This window comes from Accumulibacter sp., assembly GCF_016789985.1.
Classification (GTDB): domain Bacteria; phylum Pseudomonadota; class Gammaproteobacteria; order Burkholderiales; family Rhodocyclaceae; genus Accumulibacter.
Genome location: NZ_JAEUOL010000206.1, coordinates 1 through 18645, shown reverse-complemented (window position 1 = coordinate 18645; position 18645 = coordinate 1). Strand labels below are relative to the sequence as shown.

Sequence of the window (18645 nt, the reverse complement as noted above, 5' to 3'; positions counted from 1 at the left end):
CAGCAAGCACAACGCCCAACAAAAGGCTCTGATCGACTCCGCCTTCGGTGAGATCGAGTACTACAAACTGCCCTAGAACGGAGAGAACATGATCATCGACGTCAAAGTTCCACAGCTTTCCGAGTCGGTCGCCGAAGCGACACTGGTCTCGTGGCACAAGAAGGCCGGCGAAGCCGTTGCACGGGATGAGAATCTGATTGACATCGAGACCGACAAGGTCGTCCTCGAGTTGCCCGCGCCGGATAGCGGGGTGCTGGTCGAAATTGTCAAGGGTGATGGGGATACCGTGGTCGCCGGTGAAGTGATTGCGCGTATCGACACGGCTGCGCAGGCTGGGGCGGTGGCAACGCCAGCCGCGAAGCCCGCACCGGCGAAGGCGGAGGTGCCGGCCACCACACCTGCGGCCAGTCCGGCCGGCGTTGCTCTGCCGGCAGCGCGCAAGATTCTCGAAGAGAAGGGGATTGCGGCGGGCGAAGTGATAGGCAGTGGGCGCGGCGGTCGGGTCACCAAGGCCGACGCGCTGGCCGCGCAGGTACCGGCGAAACCGGCCCCAACTCCTGCTTCAGGTCCTGTGGTGACGCCTGCGGCAAGTGCTGTGCCGGCGTTGGCGCCGGCTCCCGCGGTTACGGTTCCTCTTGGCGACCGGCCCGAACAGCGCGTGCCGATGTCGCGGCTGCGTGCTCGGGTAGCCGAACGCCTGCTCCAGTCGCAAGCCAGCAACGCAATTCTCACCACCTTCAACGAAGTCAACATGGGCCCGATCATGGCACTGCGCAAGCAGTACGGCGAGCGCTTCGAAAAAGCGCACGGCGTACGGCTCGGCTTCATGGGTTTTTTCGTCAAGGCAGCCGTGGCTGCGCTGCAGAAGTTCCCGGTGATCAACGCTTCGGTTGACGGAAACGACATTGTCTATCATGGCTACATCGATATCGGTATCGCCGTTGGCAGTCCGCGTGGCTTGGTCGTGCCGATCTTGCGCGACGCCGACCAGATGTCGATTGCCGATATCGAGAAGAAGATCGGCGAATTCGGCGTCAAGGCAAAGGACGGCAAGTTGTCGATGGAGGATTTGACGGGCGGTACCTTCTCGATTTCGAATGGCGGTGTTTTCGGCTCGATGCTATCCACGCCGATCATCAATCCACCACAATCTGCGATCCTCGGCATTCACGCCACCAAGGACCGTCCGGTGGTCGAGAGCGGTCAGGTGGTGATTCGTCCGATCAACTATCTCGCGATGTCCTATGACCATCGCATCATCGATGGTCGCGAGGCGGTGCTCGGCTTGGTGACGATGAAGGAGGCGCTGGAAGATCCGGCTCGCCTGTTGCTCGGCGTTTAACCACTCGCCACCGAGGCACGGAGACACAGGAGAATTCCCCTGTGCGGGCTTTGTGCCTTCGTGTCTTTGCGGTTAGAAAGGGAACCTATCATGTCCAAGCATTTTGACGTTCTTGTTGTCGGTGGTGGCCCGGGCGGCTATGTGGCGGCCATTCGGGCTGCGCAACTCGGGTTCAATGTTGCCTGCTGTGAATCAAATGCCTACGCGGATCCGAAGGGAGAGCCGCGTCTCGGCGGAACTTGCCTGAACGTTGGTTGCATTCCATCGAAGGCGTTGCTGCATACTTCGCATCTCTTCGAGGAGACTGGTCACAGTTTTGCCGAGCAGGGGATCTCCGTCGGCACGGCGACGATCGATGTGGGCAAGATGCTCGCTCGCAAGAACGGCATCGTCAAGCAACTGACCAGCGGAATCAAGGGGCTGTTCAAGAAGAACAAGGTGACGCTGCTCAATGGGCACGGCAGTTTTGTTGGCCGCAAGGGGTCTGCCGACAGCGAGGTCTGGCAGATCAAGGTGGGCGATGATCTGATCGAGGCCAAACAGGTCATCGTGGCCACCGGCTCCAAGGCACGCCATCTGCCGGGTGTGCCGGTCGATAACGAAATTGTCTGTGACAACATCGGGGCACTGGATATCGACAGCGTACCGAAGAAACTTGCGGTCATCGGCGCCGGGGTCATCGGGCTGGAAATGGGCAGTGTGTGGCGTCGTCTGGGCGCGGAAGTCACCATCCTGGAAGCGTTGCCGGATTTCCTGTCGCTGGCCGACGGCGATGTAGCCAAGGAAGCCGCGAAGGTATTTGCCAAGCAGGGACTGAAGATCATCCTTGGTATCGAGATTGGCGACGTCAAGGTTTCGCAGAAGGGTGTCTCGATCGACTATACGGACAAGGAAGGCACCGAGCACAAACTCGACGCCGACCGAATGATCGTGTCCATCGGACGCATTGCCAACACCGATGGACTGGATGCCGACAAGGTTGGGCTCAAGCTGAACGACCGTGGCCAGATCGAAGTGGATTCACATTGCCGAACCAATCTGCCGGGGGTCTGGGCAGTAGGTGACGTGGTCGCCGGACCGATGCTGGCGCACAAAGCGATGGAAGAGGGTGTCATGGTTGCTGAAATGATGGCCGGTCAGGCCGGGCACTGCAATTTCGACACCATTCCCTGGGTCATTTACACCAGTCCTGAAATTGCCTGGGTAGGCAAGACCGAGCAGCAACTGAAGGCTGCAGGGATATCCTACAGGGTCGGCAAAATCCCGTTTGCCGCCAATGGTCGGGCGCTTGGAATGGGCGATCCGACAGGTTTTGTCAAAATGCTCGCTTGCGCGGAGACCGACCGCATCCTTGGCGTCCATGTCATCGGTGCGAACGCTTCCGAGCTGATCTCGGAGGGTGTGGTAGCGATGGAGTTCGGTGCTGCATCAGAAGACTTGGCGCGCATTTGCCACGCGCACCCGACGCTATCGGAGGTTGTCCACGAAGCAGCTCTCGCCTGCGACAAGCGGCCGCTGCACTTCTAGTGCTGCGTCGCGCAGCTGGCTTTGCGTTGGCGGAGGATATCCTTTATCAGCAAGCACAACACAGGGGGAAAGTGGTTTGCCGCACCCCAATCATCGGTACTGCAGGCGGGAGGACACGCGACGGCCAGTCGCGGCGGTGCAAGAGATCGTGGATACGGTTGCAGCGGTGTTGCTAGCCCACCAGACTGCTGGCCGCAGTGGGTGTCCTCGCGTTTTTGCGAAACGGGATGTCATAAAACTCGTTTTTGAGCGTTTCATGGAAGTGCTCGCAAATGCCGTTGGTCTGCAGCGTATGGCTTTCGTCCGGCTATGGTCGATGTTCTCCACGACCAGGTAAAGCTGGTAGGTGTGGTTTTCGACCTTGCCGCAGAACTCGGTGCCGCGATCCGTCAGGACGCGCAGCAACGGCACACCGTGGCTCTCGAAGAAAGGCACGATGTCATTGCGATATGAGGCGCAATATCCTTGCCCGGACATCGTCATCCCAAGCGGCTCCTTTGCGCTTCAGGCGTAAGCTGGTTCTGGTTTTGTCGGTAATGTCCAGGCGAATCAGGTTGAGAACGATTTTCTTCAAGAGGGAGAGATTCTCTGTGGGGCGTTGTCCTTGCGCACGGTGCTGGCGTCTTCACCAAAGCTGACGTCGAGTATACCCAGTGAAGTCGGTTCTCCACGCCCCAAGGGTTTCACGCGGCGGCTGCAAGTTGCTCGGCAGTCAGCTCGCGAGAGCTGATGTAGTTACGCCGCTCGAAGCCCGATTCTTGGTCACCGATCTGGCGCAGGGAGTCGACCAGAGAGATCGTCCGGCACTTGACCAGTCCGCCAGATCAGCGAGGCCTTGCGCGGGCAGCACCGAGGCGATCTGTCCGACGATGCGACCGTGGGACTTGCGGGCCTCTGACGGTCGACCGCCTCGGATGGATACTGGTCAATGAACTCGGTCTTGATGGCTTCCCGGAGCGTCGGCTAATTGCCTTTGACTGCTAGCAGGTGGTCACCCCTTGATCGGTGATCTGACGGGCAAGGCTCTTCTGACATCCCAGGGCATCGATGGTGACCAGCAACCCGTTGATAGACAGTGCGTTGAGCAGTTCCGGGAGGGCGGTGATCTCATTGCTCTTGCTGGCGACCTTTTCCTGGCCCAGCGCGATGCCCCATTCCGTCGCGAACAGCACCTGCCGTTGCGCCGTATTCTTTGCCAATCCCTTGTAGCGGCACTTGCGGTGACGGAACCGGTTCTTCACCACGTGGAACACGTGCTCGACCTTCGAGCGGATGCTCCGCCTTCTCGATGAGCTTGCGCACCGGGTCTGCCTCGTCGAGTTTCTTGTACGTCGAGCGCCTGCGCGTAATGACGAACCCGGCCGTACAGCCTTTCAGTTCCTCGCGCTTGTGCGCGCCCTGGTAGCCGCGGCGTCACTGTGCACGTGCTTTTCGTCGTCGTGCAGCCGCTTGTGCGTCTGCCCCACGTCTGATTCATTCGCAGCGGCGGTGCCCCGTGACCGCCGAACGGTTGTCGGAGAATTTTACAGGTACTCCAACTCCGAGTCTCAGGGCAGGTTTCGTTAGCTGTTGACGAACCTGATTTAACAGGGGCGTCCTTTATTGACTGCTTGGTTGGCCCGGATTTTGCTTCTTGATGAATGTCACGCCAAGGTGTGTGGAAGATAGGGCAATAGGACATTTCAAAGGAGGCCATCATGGAAACATTTCAGCAACTGAAGAAAATTGTTGTCGCCGGCGGCTTCGTTTTTGCGATGGTTTTTGGTGCCAATAGCCAAGCCGCTACGGTGTTGTACTCCCAAGATTTTGAGAATCCCAACCCGGGCTCGTTTGTGAACGACGGTGGTGACATCAATGTGTGGAATCCGATCAATACGCTTTATGGTGGTCAGCCCGCCGGGTTCTCGTTTGCGCAGACCTTTACGGTGGAAGCTCTTCTGATCGGTGGCTCTCAAGCCTGGGGAGGTACGGGCTTCAGGGATCCGCAGGGAATAGCGGGGCGCCACGCGATCAGCATGCTCTCCTCTGCCCAGGATGATCGTCTGGGTCTTTCGTTCAATGTTGGTGCGTACAAGTTCCTCAATTTCAAGCTTGATGTGTCGTCGATCGATCTCAATAACTGGGGCGGGCCGTTTGTGCCCCTGGGTGGGCAAGCGCCAACCTTTCGCTTTTCGCTCTATGACAATCCGGCTGGGGGGGTGGGCATAGGCGGCGGAATCTTGCTGGATTTTGCTGAGATCACGGGAACCGCCACCGCGTTGAAGAACACATTTGACTGGACTAACCACATCGTTGCACTGGATGCGACTGGTAACACCAATGGTAACGTGATTCTGCAGATTGACGAGTTGGTGGGTGGCTATGCGGCGCTTGACAATTTCCTCATCACGGCCTCTGACACTTCGGGTGACGTCGGTCAGGGTCAGGCGCCAGAACCGGCTACTTTGGCTCTGCTGAGTTTCGGGCTGGCTGCTTTTGCTGGCAAAAGACGCCGTAAGTAAGGACTGATCTCGCGCTCGCCGTGCCCTTGATTGACGACGGCGGTCTTTAACCGCCGTTTTTTCAGGGGGCTCCGCTGTGGACGGCTTGCCGGGCCAAGGATGCTATGGTGGCTGGAACCCTGCGACGGGTTCGGTTTTTCAGCCGCCACAGAATGGGTTGCTGCGTCGCTCGGCACCAAACGTCGACATGGGTCCGTGCCCGGGAATGAACGCCACATCATTGCCGAGTGGCCACAACCGGTTGCGGATCGATGAAATGAGGGTGTCGAAATCTCCCTTGGGGAAATCGGTACGGCCAATCGAACCCTGGAAAAGAACATCGCCAACGATCGCCAAGCGGCCGCCTCGATCAAAAAAGACGATGTGCCCTGGTGTGTGTCCGGGACAATGCAGCACCTCCATTTCGACATTGCCGAAGCCCACCGAGTCTCCATGCGCCAGCCAGCGGTCGGGGGTGAAGGCGCGCACGTTCGGGAAACCGAACATCCGGCTTTGCGCTGGCATTCCTTCGATCCAGAACAGATCCTCGCGCTGCGGACCTTCGATCGGTAGCGCAAGGCGCTCCGCCAGTTCGGCAACGGCGCCGGCATGGTCGATATGGCCATGTGTTACGAGGATCTTTTCGAGTTCGACACCGTGCTTTTCAACCGCACGCAGGATGCGTGACACGTCTCCACCCGGATCAACCACGGCACCGCGCCGGGTGTGCTCGCACCATAGCAGGCTGCAGTTCTGCTCGAAGGGAGTCACCGGGATGATCTGGTATTTCATTGATCGACGGTCTTGCGCATTGGGGTGACGGAGAGCGCGCAGTATAGCAGAGCTTCTGCCAGCGACGTGCTTTGCCGATCGCCGAGGGAAGTCCGTTCGGCGGTGCTCTGGATGTTACCCAGCACTGGTGGTTGAGGTTGCCGATCAGGTCGCTGGTCAGCAGCCAGTGACCCAGCGCGATTGACGCTCACCTGCGGTGCGGACATACTTACCGGGGCCGTTATGGGTTGCCGGTCAGCGTGCGGCTTCGCTGCGCGCTCGGCGTGGGCAACATCTTTGATCGGCTGGAATTGGAGCCGCCAAGCATGATTCCTCTACCCTTTCTGATGCGGACTCACTCGTTTTCGGAAGACTGTACGGCGATTCGGTCGGGCTCGATGGCTGCGTTCTGGCCAAGCCGGGTGTCCGCCGGTGCGAGGCAAAGAACGCAGCGCGTTCGTCGGGCAGCGGCGGTCGGCCTGCTCGCGTCGGCAATCTGCTCCACTGCCGCAGCCCAGGGCAGAGCTCTGGTGCAGATCGAAGTGCGCCGTGATGGCGAGGCCTATAGCGTTCGCGCCAGCGCCCAATTGGCTGCCGAAGCACGCGTGGTGTGGGAAACGTTGACCGATTACGAGCGTTTGCGTGACTTCGTCCCGGGCGTCACACGTGCCCGCGTCCTGGAACGCGACGGTAACCGACTGACCATCGAGCAGTCGGGAGTATTCACCGTGCTCTTCTTCGACCTGCCAGTGCAAGTCCGTCTGAACGTGCAGCATCTGCCTTGCACCACCATTCTGGCAAGCCTGGCACCGCCATTGGAGCGGGCGGACGATTCGACGCTGCGCAGCTTCAAAGGACGCTACACGTTGACCCCCGGCGGGTTGCCCCAGCGTCCTGCTGTGCGCCTTGAATACGACGCACAATTCGAGTTGGCGGCGCCGCTGCCGCCGCTGATCGGTCCGCTGTTCGGGGTCAGCGCTGTGCGGCAGACGATGCGCCAGCAATTCGAGGCGATGCTGCGCGAGATTGAGCGGCGCCAGGTGGCGGCCGCTGCGGAGAATCCCGGATGAGGGTTTGGTTGCTCCCGGTGCTCGGTTGCTGCTGCTTGTTCGGTTGTGCCAGCTTCGATCCGCATGCGCAGCCGCCGGCGCAGCAGCGCGTGCAGCGTGACGATGCGCTTGGGGAGTGCGCCCGAATGTTCCAAGTCAGCGACCGGTTGGTTGACGAGGCCGGCACGCGTGACGCCCAGTCGACCCGCGTGCCGGGCTTCCCCCACCTGCGCGTCGATCGCGTGCTGACGCAACTGGCACCCAGGGTGGGCGATCCAGTCGATCAGGTACAGGAATGGCACGCAGCGCTGGTGGCCCTCGACGATACCGACCGCGGTTTCGAGCTTGTCAACGCAAATCAGGTTGCGGCAGTGTCAGTCGATGCCTTGGCGGTTTGTCGACAGCGGCTGGCGGTGGCCGACCGGGACGAGATGACGGCCTTGCTTGCCGCCGCCCGTGTGCCCGACGACTACTCGACCAGCCAGCGTGCCCTGGGCCTCTATCTCTTGACCCGCTACGCTTTCGCCGCCGGCATTCGGCGCTGGCAGGAAGAGACATTAGCCGGGTTTGCCGCGCACACCTCCGCCGATCCCGGCGCGCATCGACGCCAGCGTTACGTTCCGACATCGTCGCCGCAGAGCCTGCCGATGGTCAGGAACCTGCCCGCTTTGGGTCTGCCGGTGATTTCCCGCTCGTTGCTGGCCAGTCTGATCATGCGCCACGCGCCGCAACTCGAGATCGAGACCGAGGGTGCGCATGATCACCCCGGCGAACTGGTCTGGCAGCATGACGGGGTTGGGCCCGCGCAGATCGGCGTGGCCCCCGAGTCCCCGACACTCTATGTACGGACGGGACACGCGCAACTGGGCGGTCGATGGCTGTTGCAACTGAGTTACACTATCTGGTTTGCGGCACGCCCGCCGACTCAGGCTCACGACCTTCTTGCCGGGCAACTGGACGGCCTGCTGTGGCGCGTTACTCTGGCCGAGGATGGAGCACCCCTGGTCTACGACACGATTCACCCTTGTGGTTGCTATCATCTCTTCGTTCCCAGTGAGCGCCTACGCGCTTGGCGGCAGGAAGAAAGCATCGACGAAGGACTCTTCGCTCCGCAGGCACTGCGCGCGCCGGCGGTGGACGAGCGCGTCGTACTCAAACTCGCAGCCGGGACACACTATCTGCAGCAAGTTGAGGTCGTGCCCAGTTCGGGCAAGCCGGGTATCGCTCTGAACTTGCACGACGAAGATCAGTTGCGCGCATTGCCGCTGCCTGGCGGTGGCACGCGCAGTGCTTTTGGCCCTGACGGCCTGATTGCTGGCAGCGAGCGACTCGAGCGCTTCTATTTCTGGCCGATGGGGATTCTCAGCGCGGGGCAGATGCGGCAATGGGGGCGGCACGCGACCGCCTTCGTCGGACGGCGACACTTCGACGATCCGACTTTGCTCGATCGTTACTTCGAGTACGTGCCGCAGAGCGAGGAACCTGCCGGTGGAGGTCGGCCGAAACCATGAAGCTCAGGGTCGCCACCTACAACATCCACAAAGGGGTGACCGGGATCCGCGGGCGGCCACGTATCCATGACGTGCGCCAGGCACTCGAGGCGATCGACGCCGACATCGTTTTCCTGCAGGAGGTGCAGGATCGCAACGAACGGCTGGCCCGTCATCCGGGCTACCCGTCGTCCGGTACGCAGCTCGACTTCCTGGCCACTGGCTGCTATGAGCACCGTGCTTATGGCATGAATGCGGCTTACCCGCATGGGCACCATGGCAACGCGATCCTCTCCCGCCACCGCATCGTTGCCCACGCCAACCATGACATCTCCGATCACTTGCTGGAAAAACGCGGCCTGCTGCACGCCGTCACGCGTTTCGGCCGCGGATGGGGCAGGGAGGTGCACCTGATCTGCGTGCATTTCGGGCTGATCAAACGCAGCCGCCTGCGTCAGGCCACCTTTCTCGCCGATTTCGTGCATCGCGAAGTGCCGGTGCGGGCGCCATTGATCATCGCCGGTGATTTCAACGATTGGCAACAGCGGGTCGATGGACTGTTGCGCGACCGGCTTGGCGTCGACGAAGTGGCTGTCGCGTCGCACCCCGACACGCCCGACCGCGGCGTGCTCGACTGGTTATTGCCTTGGCGCACGGCGAGCCAGACGCAGGCTGGCGTCGCGCGCACCTTCCCGAGCTTTGCACCATGGCTGACCCTCGACCGCATCTACGTCCGCGGCTTCCATGTGCTCGACATGTACGTTCCCAAGGGGCTGGCCTGGGCCCGTTGCTCGGATCATGCTCCGTTGATCGCCGAACTCGAACTGCGCCCGCTGCGTGCCGGCGCGAGTCCGCCCAATGTTGGCCGACCGGCACCCTGAGTTGGGGTTCTCGGCGGCGGCCCGAAGGGGGCCCAGAGTGCATTGTGCGGGGCCGGTGGGCTCAGGCTTGGCGGCTTCATGACTTCTCGGCCGGCTTGTAGGGCGCCAGCGCATCGCCACGCATGCCGTAGCCGGCCACGCCCCCATGCCGGGATCGCTGCGATCGATCTGCAACGTACCGCTGACCCACATGGCATCCATGGTGCGCAGGCCGCTGACGGGCTTTTGTGGAACGACGTGGATGATCTGCTTGGCTGGTAGTCGCGCGTGGATGCAGGCGCTGAGGTAAGGCACCAGCATGAATTCGCTGATCTGCTCGCCCTTACGTTCGAGCGGCACGACAAAGCCGGCCAAGCGTACCTTCTGTCCGTTCAGCGTGCTTTCGACTGGGGCCTGTCCAGGCCAGCTTGGCTTGGGTGAGCGCTTTCTAACCTTTTACAACCACCATTACTACCTGCCCTTGCTGGTGTTCGAGGCCCATTCCGGCGCTCAGGTGACTGTCGTCCTGCGCCCCGGCAAATCGGCTGCATGGGATCTTCCTGTGTCTGGGGGCCGGTCTTTGATGACTGTGAGCAAGGAGCAGGCGAGGGGGTAGTGCTTTTCCCCCTGGCTCGTCTCCGGGCGCGGCAAAGTGGGCAATTTCACGGGCAGTTGTGGCTGCTTCGCCAGTGCGGGCCCGCCGGCCGGGATGGGCTGCATGCCCCGCCGACCGGCTTGCCGCGCACAGGCATGCTACCGTTCGCATTGCATATCTGCCGTCTACTTGTGTGTCTCGACCATTACCAGCGGCTCATCCGGGATGACTACCGGGGCGCGTCGACGCCTGGGGCGGGACGGTGCAGCCTCTTCGCCCGCCACGACCGGTGGTGGGGCAAGCTTGTCCCGACTGGTCTCCACCATGATCAGGCCGCTGTTTTCGACTGCCTGCTGGATGACGATCGATGACGCGACTTCCGCGGCCGCTTGTGGTGGCGCCGGCGGTTCGTTGGCGACCGTGTCTTGTTCGCCGCTGGCTGGCACGGCGAACTCCGCAGCCACCGCGGCCGCTTCTCCGGACAGTGACGTCGCAGCCAGTGAGGTGCCGACCGCTGGCAACATGGTCTGTTCCAGCAGTTCGGTTGGGGAGGCGGATTCGCTGGTTGTCGGTGCAGCGGGAGAGGGTGCCACTGTGAACGCCGGTTCTGCTCCCGCGGCGGCTTCCACCGCTCGCGGCACGGTCACCGACACCGGGGCATGCGCTTCGGTGGAAGGCCGGGTGTCGGTCAGTGCTGGGGTTCCCTCTTCGCCAGGGGTGGTCGCGCCCGCGATGACGTCGGCTGATGCCGGGACGCCTGGCCCCGATGGAACATCTGCCACGCCAGTACTGCCGGCGGCTAGTCCCGGCGCCATCTCGTTTGTAGGACGGGCCAATGCCGCTGCGGGCAGGCTGACGATCTCCTCTCCGGCGCTTTCATTGGCGCTCGCCGTTACGGCAACTGTTCCGTTCTGCGGTTCGACCTGGCTCTCGGTTCTTTCACCCCGTTCACGGCGGCCCCCCCGACGTCCACGGCGGCGCGCTGGTGCCGCTGCCTCGTCAGTACCCGGCTCGGTGCCTGGCGTTGGAAGCGGTGCCTGGGGGCTGCGTGTGGCGGCAACTGCTGTCGTTGCGGGGCTGCTGCCGCTCGCGGCGACCGAGGTGTCGGCGGGTGGCCGGCGTTCGCCACGTTGACGGCGCGGTTCGCGCGCTGTCGCGGGTTCGCGCGGGATTCCGGTTTCGCGTGGTTCGCGTGCATCCCGTGGTTTGGCGGCTTCGTTGCGTGCCGGTGTCTGGGTTTGTGGCGGCTCCTTCTGGTCACGGTTGGGACGCGTTTCCGGCATACTGAGGTCGCGTGTCTCGTCGCGCCGAGCGCCGCGTCCGCCGCTTCGACGCGGGTCGCGCGTCGCTTCCCGGAGCGGACTGCTGGTCCGTCGCGCGGGAGCCGTCTCGGCGATGGCCGGTGGCGGCTCCTCGTGGCGGAACCAGGAAACGATCCGGCGCAGGAAGCGGCTGGCTGCGGTCTCGGGCCTTGCGCTGTTCACCATCGGTGTGTCGGCGATGATCGGTGCGGGTTGTGATGGCGTGACACCCTTGATGGCCGCTTCCGGGCGCTGGGTTTTTAGGTCGCCGCCAGACGCCGTGTCTTTGCCTTCGTCCTCGGTCGGCAGGACGACCATGCGGTACGATGCCTGTTGCAAATCTTCCTGCGCGGTGTCGTCATGACGAAGGCGCGTCACCGAATGCTGAGGTGTTTCGAGATGGATATTGGGGATCAGCAGGACGCTGACCTTGTGCCGCAATTCCACCGCCTGGACATCGGTTCGCTTCTCATTGAGCAGGAAAGTGGCGACATCGACCGGTACCTGCGCATGCACTGCTGTGGTGTTGTCCTTCATTGCTTCCTCTTCGAGGATGCGCAGGATGTGCAGCGCGGCGGATTCGGTGCTGCGGATGTGGCCGGTTCCCGAACAACGCGGGCAGGGGATGTAGCTGGTTTCGGCAAGTGCCGGCCGCAGGCGCTGACGTGACAACTCGAGCAAGCCGAAACGGCTGATCTTGCCGGTCTGGACGCGCGCCCGGTCAAAGCGCAGGGCCTCGCGGACGCGATTCTCGACTTCGCGCTGGTTGCGCTGATTCTCCATGTCGATGAAATCGATGATGATCAGGCCGCCGAGGTCACGCAGGCGCAGTTGCCGGGCCACTTCCTCGGCTGCCTCGAGATTGGTCTTGAGCGCAGTTTCCTCGATGTCGGCGCCGCGCGTCGAGCGGCCCGAGTTCACATCGACCGAAACCAGGGCTTCGGTATGGTCGATGACGATGGCTCCACCCGATGGTAGGCCGACCTGGCGGGAGTAGGCCGATTCGATCTGATGTTCGATCTGGAAGCGCGAGAAAAGCGGAACGTCATCGCGATAGCGCTTGATGCGATTGACCGTGCCCGGCATCACGTGCTCCATGAATTGCCTTGCTTGGTCGAAGACTTCGTCGGTGTCGATGAGGATTTCGCCGATGTCGGGCTGGAAGTAGTCGCGTATGGCACGGATCACCAGGCTGCCCTCCTGGTAGATCAGGAAAGCCCCTTGTTGCTGATCGGCGGCTGCTGCAATGGCCTTCCACAACTGCAGCAGGTAGTTGAGATCCCACTGCAACTCTTCGGCGTTGCGCCCGATGGCGGCCGTTCGGGCGATCAGGCTCATTCCCTGGGGCACCTGCAACTGGTCCATGACTTCGCGCAGTTCGGTGCGCTCGGCCCCTTCGACGCGGCGCGAGACGCCGCCACCGCGCGGGTTGTTCGGCATCAGCACCAGGTAGCGACCGGCAAGGCTGACAAAGGTGGTCAGCGCCGCCCCTTTGTTGCCGCGTTCGTCCTTGTCCACCTGGACGATCAGTTCCTGGCCCTCGCGCAGCGCCTCCTTGATGCTTGCCCGGCCGGTATCGATGCCGGGCTGGAAGTAGGCGCGCGAGACTTCCTTGAAGGGCAGAAAGCCGTGCCGCTCCGACCCGTAATCGACAAAAGCCGCTTCCAGACTGGGTTCCAGACGGGTAATGACTGCTTTATAAATGTTGCTCTTTTTTTGCTCCTTGTTGGCCGATTCGATGTCCAGGTCAATGAGCTTCTGACCGTCGACAATGGCGACACGGAGTTCCTCGGCCTGTGTCGCGTTGAACAGCATGCGTTTCATAAGTTGGGCTCCCGCGCGCTTTGACGGGGGCTGGGCCTGGTGCAGGCAGCAACGGATTAGTTGTCGTTGGGAGGCTTGAGGGGCTCTCCGATAGTGCAACCAATAGGGAAATCTCGCCGACTCGATTGCTCGTCGGGCCTTGAAAAACAAGGTCTCGGGAATCTGCCAGAGCCGCTCCGCAGGTGCTAGGCGCGCGCAGTTCAAGTAGTATCGCTACTTTGTGGTGAGCGTACTTAACCAGGTGATTGACGTTGAGTGGATCTTGCGCAACGGGGCGCAAGCGAAGCGGCTGAGGCCTGCCGGAAAGTGCGTCACTATGGCTTCGGAATCGGCGTCGCTCGACGGTCTCACGGGTCAGCGCCTCTTTCGACTCAAGACGCAAATCAATCGAAGTATATTCAAAATGACCCAGCTTAGCAAAAACTCCGTTACTCAGCAGCTAATCACCGAGAATGAACACGGCCAGCGGCTCGATAATCTGTTGTTGAAAACCTGCAAGGGAGTACCCAAGAGCCATGTGTACAGCATTGTGCGCAGTGGCCAGGTGCGGGTGAATGGCCGCCGGGCGGAGGTCTCGTATCGGCTGCAGAGCGGCGACCTTTTGCGCATTCCGCCACTGCGCATCGCCAGCCTCGAGCAGGAGGCGGTGGCGGGTGCCGAATTGAAGGTTCATTTGCCGTTGGTCTATGAAGACGAAGGTCTGCTGGTGATCGACAAGCCGGCGGGCATCGCCGTGCATGGTGGTAGCGGCGAGAGCTTCGGGGTTATCGAAGCGCTGCGGCGGCAGCGGCCGCAGGCACGTTTTCTCGAACTGGCGCATCGACTCGACCGCGAGACTTCGGGAATTCTCTTGCTTGGCAAGAAACGCTCGGCCCTGCTGGCCCTGCACGAAATGTTTCGGGAAGGGGCTGCCGGCCGCGGTGCGGACAAGCGCTATCTGGTGTTGGTTGCCGGTCGCTGGATGGATCCGCTGCGCAACGTGCGACTGCCATTGCTCAAGTATCTTCAGCCATCGGGTGAGCGGCGCGTGCGCGTTGCCGAGGAGGGCAAGATTGCGCATACCGTCTTCCGTCTGCTGGCGCGCTGGGAGCGCTTCAGCCTGCTCGAGGCCGAGCTGAGGACGGGACGCACGCACCAGATTCGCGTGCATCTCGCGCATCTCGGTTATCCGATCGCCGGCGACGAGAAGTACGGTGATTTTGCGCTCAACCGGACGCTATCGCGGGAGGGGTTGAAAAGAATGTTCCTGCACGCCTCGCAGATGCGCCTGCGGCATCCGCTGGACGGCCGGGAGCTTTTGCTCGAAGCAGCGCTGCCGGCAGTGTTGAAGGGATTCATCCAGGGTCTCTCGGCGAAGGAGAAACAGGATTATGGCGCGGCGATTTGACTTGCTGGTTTTCGACTGGGACGGCACCCTGCTCGACTCGGCGGGCGCCATTGTCGGTGCGATCAACGCCGCCTGCTGCGATCTTGGTCTGCCTCCACCGCCTGAGGAAAGGGCAAGACATGTGATCGGACTTGGTCTGCGGGACGCATTGCAGCACGCCTTGCCGACCTTGCCGGAGGCGAGCTACCCCGAGCTGGTTGAACGTTATCGTTACCATTACCTGTCGCGCGACCACGAGCTGCAGTTGTTCGAGGGTGTTGCCGAGTTGGTTGCCGAGCTTGCGGCGGCAGGTTTCCTGCTCGCCGTGGCGACCGGCAAGAGCCGTCTTGGTCTCGAACGGGCCTTGCGGCAGAGTGGCCTGGGCGCCTTCTTTCACGCCTCGCGCTGTGCCGATGAGTGTTTCTCGAAGCCGCATCCGCAGATGCTCGAAGAGCTGCTCGCCGAGCTGTCGGTCGAGCCGGAGCGGGCGCTGATGATCGGCGATACAACGCACGACCTGCAGATGGCGAACAACGCCGGGGTTTGCTGCCTGGCGGTGGCCTATGGCGCGCATCCGGCGGCGGCGCTGGATGCGCTGAAGCCGCTGGCACGCCTGCACAAGCTGGAGGAGCTTGCCGAATGGTTGCGCAGCCACGCCTGATCTGCCGTTCCGCTGACTTGCTCGATGGGGGTCCCGGAGTGCGCTTCACGCTCCAGCGGCAGGGTGCGGAAGAGCCGGCATTTGCCGTGCGCTTCGATGGGCGCGTGTTTGCCTATCTCAATCGCTGCGGCCATGTGCCCGTCGAACTCGACTGGCGGCACAACGAGTTCTTCGACGATTCCAAGTTATACTTGATCTGCGCAACACACGGCGCGCTTTACTCTCCGGCAGATGGCCGCTGTCTCGGCGGTCGCTGTAACGGCCGGGGGTTGACGCCGTTACCCGTCGAAGAACGTGATGGCGCGATCTACCTAACCCCGAGCGAGCAGAAACCTTGAACACCCCTGAAGACGAACCACATTGGGAACGGCAGTTACTGGAAAAGGTCGCTTTCGCTGCCTTGAAGGAGCAGCGGGCGAAGAGGCGTTGGGGCATCTTCTTCAAGCTGGCCGGCCTCGCCTACCTGGTCGCGATTCTGCTGCTGCTGGTTGATGGGCATAGCTCCGAACAGCTTACCGAAGGCAGACATACCGCAGTCATCCATCTGCGCGGCACGATCGAGGCGCAGGGTGAGGCGAGTTCCCAGAACATCAACGACGCGCTCGAAGCAGCTTTTTCCGACAAGGGTACGGCCGGTGTCATCCTGCGGGTCAACAGCCCGGGCGGCAGTCCGGTGCAGGCGGGAATTGTGCACGACGAGATCCGTCGCCTGCGCACCAAGCATCCGCAGATCCCGCTTTACGCGGTGGTCGAGGATGTCTGTGCTTCCGGGGGGTACTACGTTGCCGTGGCGGCCGACAAGATCTTTGTCGACAAGGCCAGCATCGTCGGTTCGATCGGTGTCCTGATGGATGCCTTTGGCTTCACCGGGACGATGGAGAAGCTCGGCATTGAACGGCGGCTACTGACCTCCGGTGAGAACAAGGGTTTTCTTGATCCATTTTCGCCGCAGGACGCAAGGCAGAAGCAGCATGCGCAGGTGCTGCTGCGCGAGATCCACTCGCAATTCATCGAGGTGGTGCGGCGTGGGCGCGGCGACCGACTGAAGGAGACTCCAGATCTGTTTTCGGGCCTGATGTGGACCGGCAGTCAGAGTATCGGCCTCGGTCTGGCCGATGGTTTTGGCACCGTTGGGTCGGTGGCCCGCGACGTGATCAAGGCAGAGAGAACTGTCGAGTTCACGGTCAAGGAGAACCTGGCCGAGCGCTTTGCCAAGCGTTTACGTGCCGATTCGGCAGAGGGTGCCCTGGGGGCGCTGCTCGGCATTACGCGGCCGCTGTTTCGCTGAGCCTGACGGTGCTGCTCAAGCCTGCATCAGGAAGACGGTCGGTCGGCGGTTGATCTCGGGTAGCGTCTGGCGCTGCCACTCGGCAAGCGGGCGGCTGATGATCTGTTCGCTCGCCAGCGTCAGGTCGGTGGCGACACAGATGCGTGTTGCCGGAGCGCAGGCGCTGACCAGGGAGGCGAGCATCTGGCGGTTGCGGTAGGGAGTTTCGATGAAAATCTGGGTCCGCTGCTGCTGCCGCGACTCCTTCTCCAGTTCACGCAGGCGCTTTTCGCGCTCCTCGGTGCCGCTCGGCAGGTAGCCGTGAAAGGCGAAGCTCTGGCCGCTCAGGCCGGAGGCCATCAGGGCGAGCAGCAGCGACGAGGGGCCGACCAGCGGCACGACCCGGACGCCCTGCCGATGAGCCAGCGCCACCAGGCCGGAGCCGGGATCGGCGATGGCCGGACAGCCGGCTTCGGAGATCAGGCCGAGGTCGCATCCGGCCCGAGCCGGGGCGAGCAGTTGCTGCAGCGCGCTGGCCGGGGTGTGTTCGTTGAGTTCCTGAATGACGACCTCCTGTAGCGGCCAGTCGGATGGCAGAGCCTTGAGAAAGGCGCGGGCGGTCTTGGCGTTCTCGGCGACGAAGTGCCTCAACCGGCGGGCGCAGGCGAGCACCGTTGCCGGCAGGGCAGCCGCCATCTCGCTCTGGCCGAGCGGGACCGGGAGCAGGTAGAGCCGGCCGGCGTTCATCCGGCTGAGACCCGGGAGTTCACCGCAGCAGGGGCGAAACGTTCTCGAGTCGCAGCAGATCGCAGAGGGCGATCAACGGAAGACCGATCAGTGCGTTCGGGTCGTCACCGGTGATGCGCTCAATCAAGGCGATCCCGAGGCCTTCGGATTTGGCGCTGCCGGCGCAGTCGTACGGCTTTTCCCGGCACAGGTAGTTCTCGATCTCGTCGTCACGCAGGTCGCGGAAGGTGACCAGGGTCGGCACGCCGCGTCGATGCGCGCGGCCGCTTCTCGCGTTGAGCAGGCACAGACCGGTGAAGAAGTTCACGCTGCGCCCGCGCATGGTGCGCAATTGATGGACCGCCTTGTCGTGCGTTCCCGGTTTGCCGAAAACCTGACCATCGAGGCAGGCCACCTGGTCGCTGCCAATGATCAGCGCGTCGGGGTGTGCGCCGGCAACGGCACGGGCCTTGGCTTCAGACAGGCGCAACGCTCCCGCTTCGGGCGCTTCTCCGGGCAGCAGGCTTTCGTCGACGGCCGGGTTGGCGGTGTCGAATGGCAGGCCGAGGCGGGCCAGAAGTTCGCGGCGGAACGGCGAGGTCGAGGCAAGAATCAGCGGCAGTGTGGTCATGGGGGAGCAAGTTGCTGTGCGTCGCACCGGCTGAGGTCGAAAGATGCCGAAAATAGCAGCTTTTCCGGTCGCCCTGCTTTGACTTCAAAAGCGGGAAATAATATCATGCGGCCCTTATGTCGCGCCCCGTTGTTATTGACAGTCAGTTGTTTGCACGTGATGGCGGCTCGCTGCAGGGCGAATTGCTGGTTGCCACGCTGACCCGAGTGCACGATCTGCTGGTCGATCGTGCCGGTTCCTTGACCTATCGGGTCAATGGCAGGGTCGGTCCGCGCGACCGGCCGCAACTGCTGTTGGAGGTCGATGGGGTCTTGTCCTTGTGTTGCCAGCGCTGCCTGGAGGTTATCGCGTACCCGTTGCAGTTGCGCAGCCTGCTGGAGTTCGTGGATGACGATGCTGACCTGACGCAGGAGGAACTGGAGGACGACTCCAGGGATTTCCTGGTCAATCAGAAGGCGCTTGATGTGGTCGTGTTGATCGAGGACGAGATCCTTCTCGCGCTTCCCGTCGCACCGCGGCACGAGGGTTGCGCATTGCCTGGCAGTGCACTGGAGTCGGCAAGAGTGTCACCATTTTCCGTTTTGGCCAGCCTGCACGGCGAGGTCGAGTGAGTCTGTATCTAGGAGTGAGTCATGGCTGTTCAGCAGAACAAGAAATCACCGTCGAAGCGTGGCATGCACCGCGCGCACGATTCCCTGAGCGGCATGCCGCTGGCTACCGAGCCAACGACCGGCGAGGTTCACCTGCGCCATCAC

The 18645-nt window shown here is 62.2% G+C and carries 17 protein-coding genes and 4 pseudogenes; 13 read left to right on the top strand and 8 right to left on the bottom strand.

Annotated features, from left to right (window positions below; genetic code table 11):
- The first annotated feature begins 88 nt into the window (after positions 1–88).
- Positions 89–1342, top strand: a complete 1254-nt coding sequence (gene odhB, locus JNK99_RS12125) for a 2-oxoglutarate dehydrogenase complex dihydrolipoyllysine-residue succinyltransferase (protein ID WP_291853384.1) — start codon at positions 89–91, stop codon at positions 1340–1342.
- Between the two features lie 90 nt (positions 1343–1432).
- Entirely contained in the window at positions 1433–2869 is a 1437-nt protein-coding gene (lpdA, locus tag JNK99_RS12120) for a dihydrolipoyl dehydrogenase (RefSeq protein WP_291853381.1), read from the top strand.
- Positions 2870–3083: 214 nt separating this feature from the next.
- On the opposite strand, the pseudogene JNK99_RS12115 reads toward lpdA, so the two are convergent.
- The 3 pseudogenes from JNK99_RS12115 to JNK99_RS12105 form a co-directional block, all read right to left on the bottom strand.
- Positions 3084–3313, bottom strand: a pseudogene (locus JNK99_RS12115) (IS481 family transposase); the annotation flags it as partial.
- Positions 3309–4035, bottom strand: a pseudogene (locus JNK99_RS12110) (ISAs1 family transposase); the annotation flags it as partial. The pseudogenes JNK99_RS12115 and JNK99_RS12110, both read right to left, overlap by 5 nt.
- Positions 4030–4353 (bottom strand): annotated as a pseudogene (locus tag JNK99_RS12105) (transposase); the annotation flags it as partial. The pseudogenes JNK99_RS12105 and JNK99_RS12110, both read right to left, overlap by 6 nt.
- 213 nt (positions 4354–4566) lie before the next feature.
- Between JNK99_RS12105 and JNK99_RS12100 the strand changes: the two are divergent.
- On the top strand, positions 4567–5370 hold the full coding sequence (locus JNK99_RS12100) for a PEP-CTERM sorting domain-containing protein (protein WP_291853378.1): 804 nt from the start codon (positions 4567–4569) through the stop codon (positions 5368–5370).
- 138 nt (positions 5371–5508) lie between these two features.
- On the opposite strand, the gene JNK99_RS12095 is transcribed toward JNK99_RS12100, so the two are convergent.
- Positions 5509–6141 (bottom strand): MBL fold metallo-hydrolase, encoded by a 633-nt coding sequence (locus JNK99_RS12095; RefSeq protein ID WP_291853376.1) that lies wholly within the window; start codon positions 6139–6141, stop codon positions 5509–5511.
- A gap of 305 nt (positions 6142–6446) precedes the next feature.
- Between JNK99_RS12095 and JNK99_RS12090 the strand changes: the two genes are divergently transcribed.
- The 3 genes from JNK99_RS12090 to JNK99_RS12080 all read left to right on the top strand — a co-directional run bounded on the left by JNK99_RS12090 (position 6447) and on the right by JNK99_RS12080 (position 9540).
- A complete protein-coding gene (locus JNK99_RS12090) occupies positions 6447–7190 on the top strand; it encodes an SRPBCC family protein (protein ID WP_291853372.1) in 744 nt (247 codons plus the stop codon).
- Positions 7191–7315: 125 nt separating this feature from the next.
- Positions 7316–8680 (top strand): hypothetical protein, encoded by a 1365-nt coding sequence (locus JNK99_RS12085; protein WP_291853369.1) that lies wholly within the window; start codon positions 7316–7318, stop codon positions 8678–8680.
- A complete protein-coding gene (locus JNK99_RS12080; protein ID WP_291853365.1) occupies positions 8677–9540 on the top strand; it encodes an endonuclease/exonuclease/phosphatase family protein in 864 nt (287 codons plus the stop codon). The genes JNK99_RS12085 and JNK99_RS12080 overlap by 4 nt, the downstream gene beginning before the upstream one ends.
- Positions 9541–9738: 198 nt before the next feature.
- Here JNK99_RS12080 and JNK99_RS17695 read toward each other — a convergent pair.
- Positions 9739–9879 (bottom strand): annotated as a pseudogene (locus JNK99_RS17695) (DUF3299 domain-containing protein); the annotation flags it as partial.
- On the opposite strand from JNK99_RS17695, the gene JNK99_RS12075 reads away from it, so the two are divergent.
- Positions 9839–10135 (top strand): hypothetical protein, encoded by a 297-nt coding sequence (locus JNK99_RS12075; RefSeq protein ID WP_291853390.1) that lies wholly within the window; start codon positions 9839–9841, stop codon positions 10133–10135. The pseudogene JNK99_RS17695 and the gene JNK99_RS12075 overlap by 41 nt on opposite strands.
- Positions 10136–10299: 164 nt before the next feature.
- On the opposite strand, the gene JNK99_RS12070 is transcribed toward JNK99_RS12075, so the two are convergent.
- On the bottom strand, positions 10300–13239 hold the full coding sequence (locus tag JNK99_RS12070) for an Rne/Rng family ribonuclease (protein ID WP_291853362.1): 2940 nt from the start codon (positions 13237–13239) through the stop codon (positions 10300–10302).
- A gap of 403 nt (positions 13240–13642) precedes the next feature.
- Here JNK99_RS12070 and JNK99_RS12065 point away from each other — a divergent pair, with 403 nt between their 5' ends.
- From JNK99_RS12065 to JNK99_RS12050, 4 genes are read left to right on the top strand one after another with little or no spacing between them, the layout of a single operon-like run.
- Positions 13643–14626, top strand: a complete 984-nt coding sequence (locus JNK99_RS12065; protein WP_291853358.1) for an RluA family pseudouridine synthase — start codon at positions 13643–13645, stop codon at positions 14624–14626.
- Positions 14610–15266, top strand: a complete 657-nt coding sequence (locus JNK99_RS12060) for an HAD-IIIA family hydrolase (protein ID WP_291853355.1) — start codon at positions 14610–14612, stop codon at positions 15264–15266. The genes JNK99_RS12065 and JNK99_RS12060 overlap by 17 nt, the downstream gene beginning before the upstream one ends.
- Positions 15245–15604: a Rieske (2Fe-2S) protein gene (locus JNK99_RS12055; RefSeq protein WP_291853352.1), complete on the top strand. Its 360-nt coding sequence runs from the start codon at positions 15245–15247 to the stop codon at positions 15602–15604. Before JNK99_RS12060 ends, JNK99_RS12055 begins: the two co-directional genes overlap by 22 nt.
- Positions 15601–16554, top strand: coding sequence for a S49 family peptidase (locus JNK99_RS12050; protein WP_291853349.1), 954 nt, complete (start codon positions 15601–15603; stop codon positions 16552–16554). The genes JNK99_RS12055 and JNK99_RS12050 overlap by 4 nt, the downstream gene beginning before the upstream one ends.
- Before the next feature lie 15 nt (positions 16555–16569).
- Here the strand turns inward: JNK99_RS12050 and JNK99_RS12045 are convergent, their stop codons facing one another.
- Both JNK99_RS12045 and JNK99_RS12040 read right to left on the bottom strand, forming a co-directional pair.
- Entirely contained in the window at positions 16570–17280 is a 711-nt protein-coding gene (locus JNK99_RS12045) for an SAM-dependent methyltransferase (protein WP_291853346.1), read from the bottom strand.
- 19 nt (positions 17281–17299) lie between these two features.
- The gene (locus JNK99_RS12040; protein ID WP_291853343.1) at positions 17300–17890 is read right to left on the bottom strand and encodes a Maf family nucleotide pyrophosphatase; all 591 of its coding nucleotides are present in this window, start codon (positions 17888–17890) and stop codon (positions 17300–17302) included.
- Between the two features lie 116 nt (positions 17891–18006).
- On the opposite strand from JNK99_RS12040, the gene JNK99_RS12035 reads away from it, so the two are divergent.
- Both JNK99_RS12035 and rpmF read left to right on the top strand, forming a co-directional pair.
- Positions 18007–18501: a YceD family protein gene (locus JNK99_RS12035; RefSeq protein ID WP_291853340.1), complete on the top strand. Its 495-nt coding sequence runs from the start codon at positions 18007–18009 to the stop codon at positions 18499–18501.
- 21 nt (positions 18502–18522) lie between these two features.
- Positions 18523–18645 (top strand): 50S ribosomal protein L32 (rpmF, locus tag JNK99_RS12030; protein WP_291853387.1); only part of this gene is annotated, 123 nt, incomplete at its 3' end.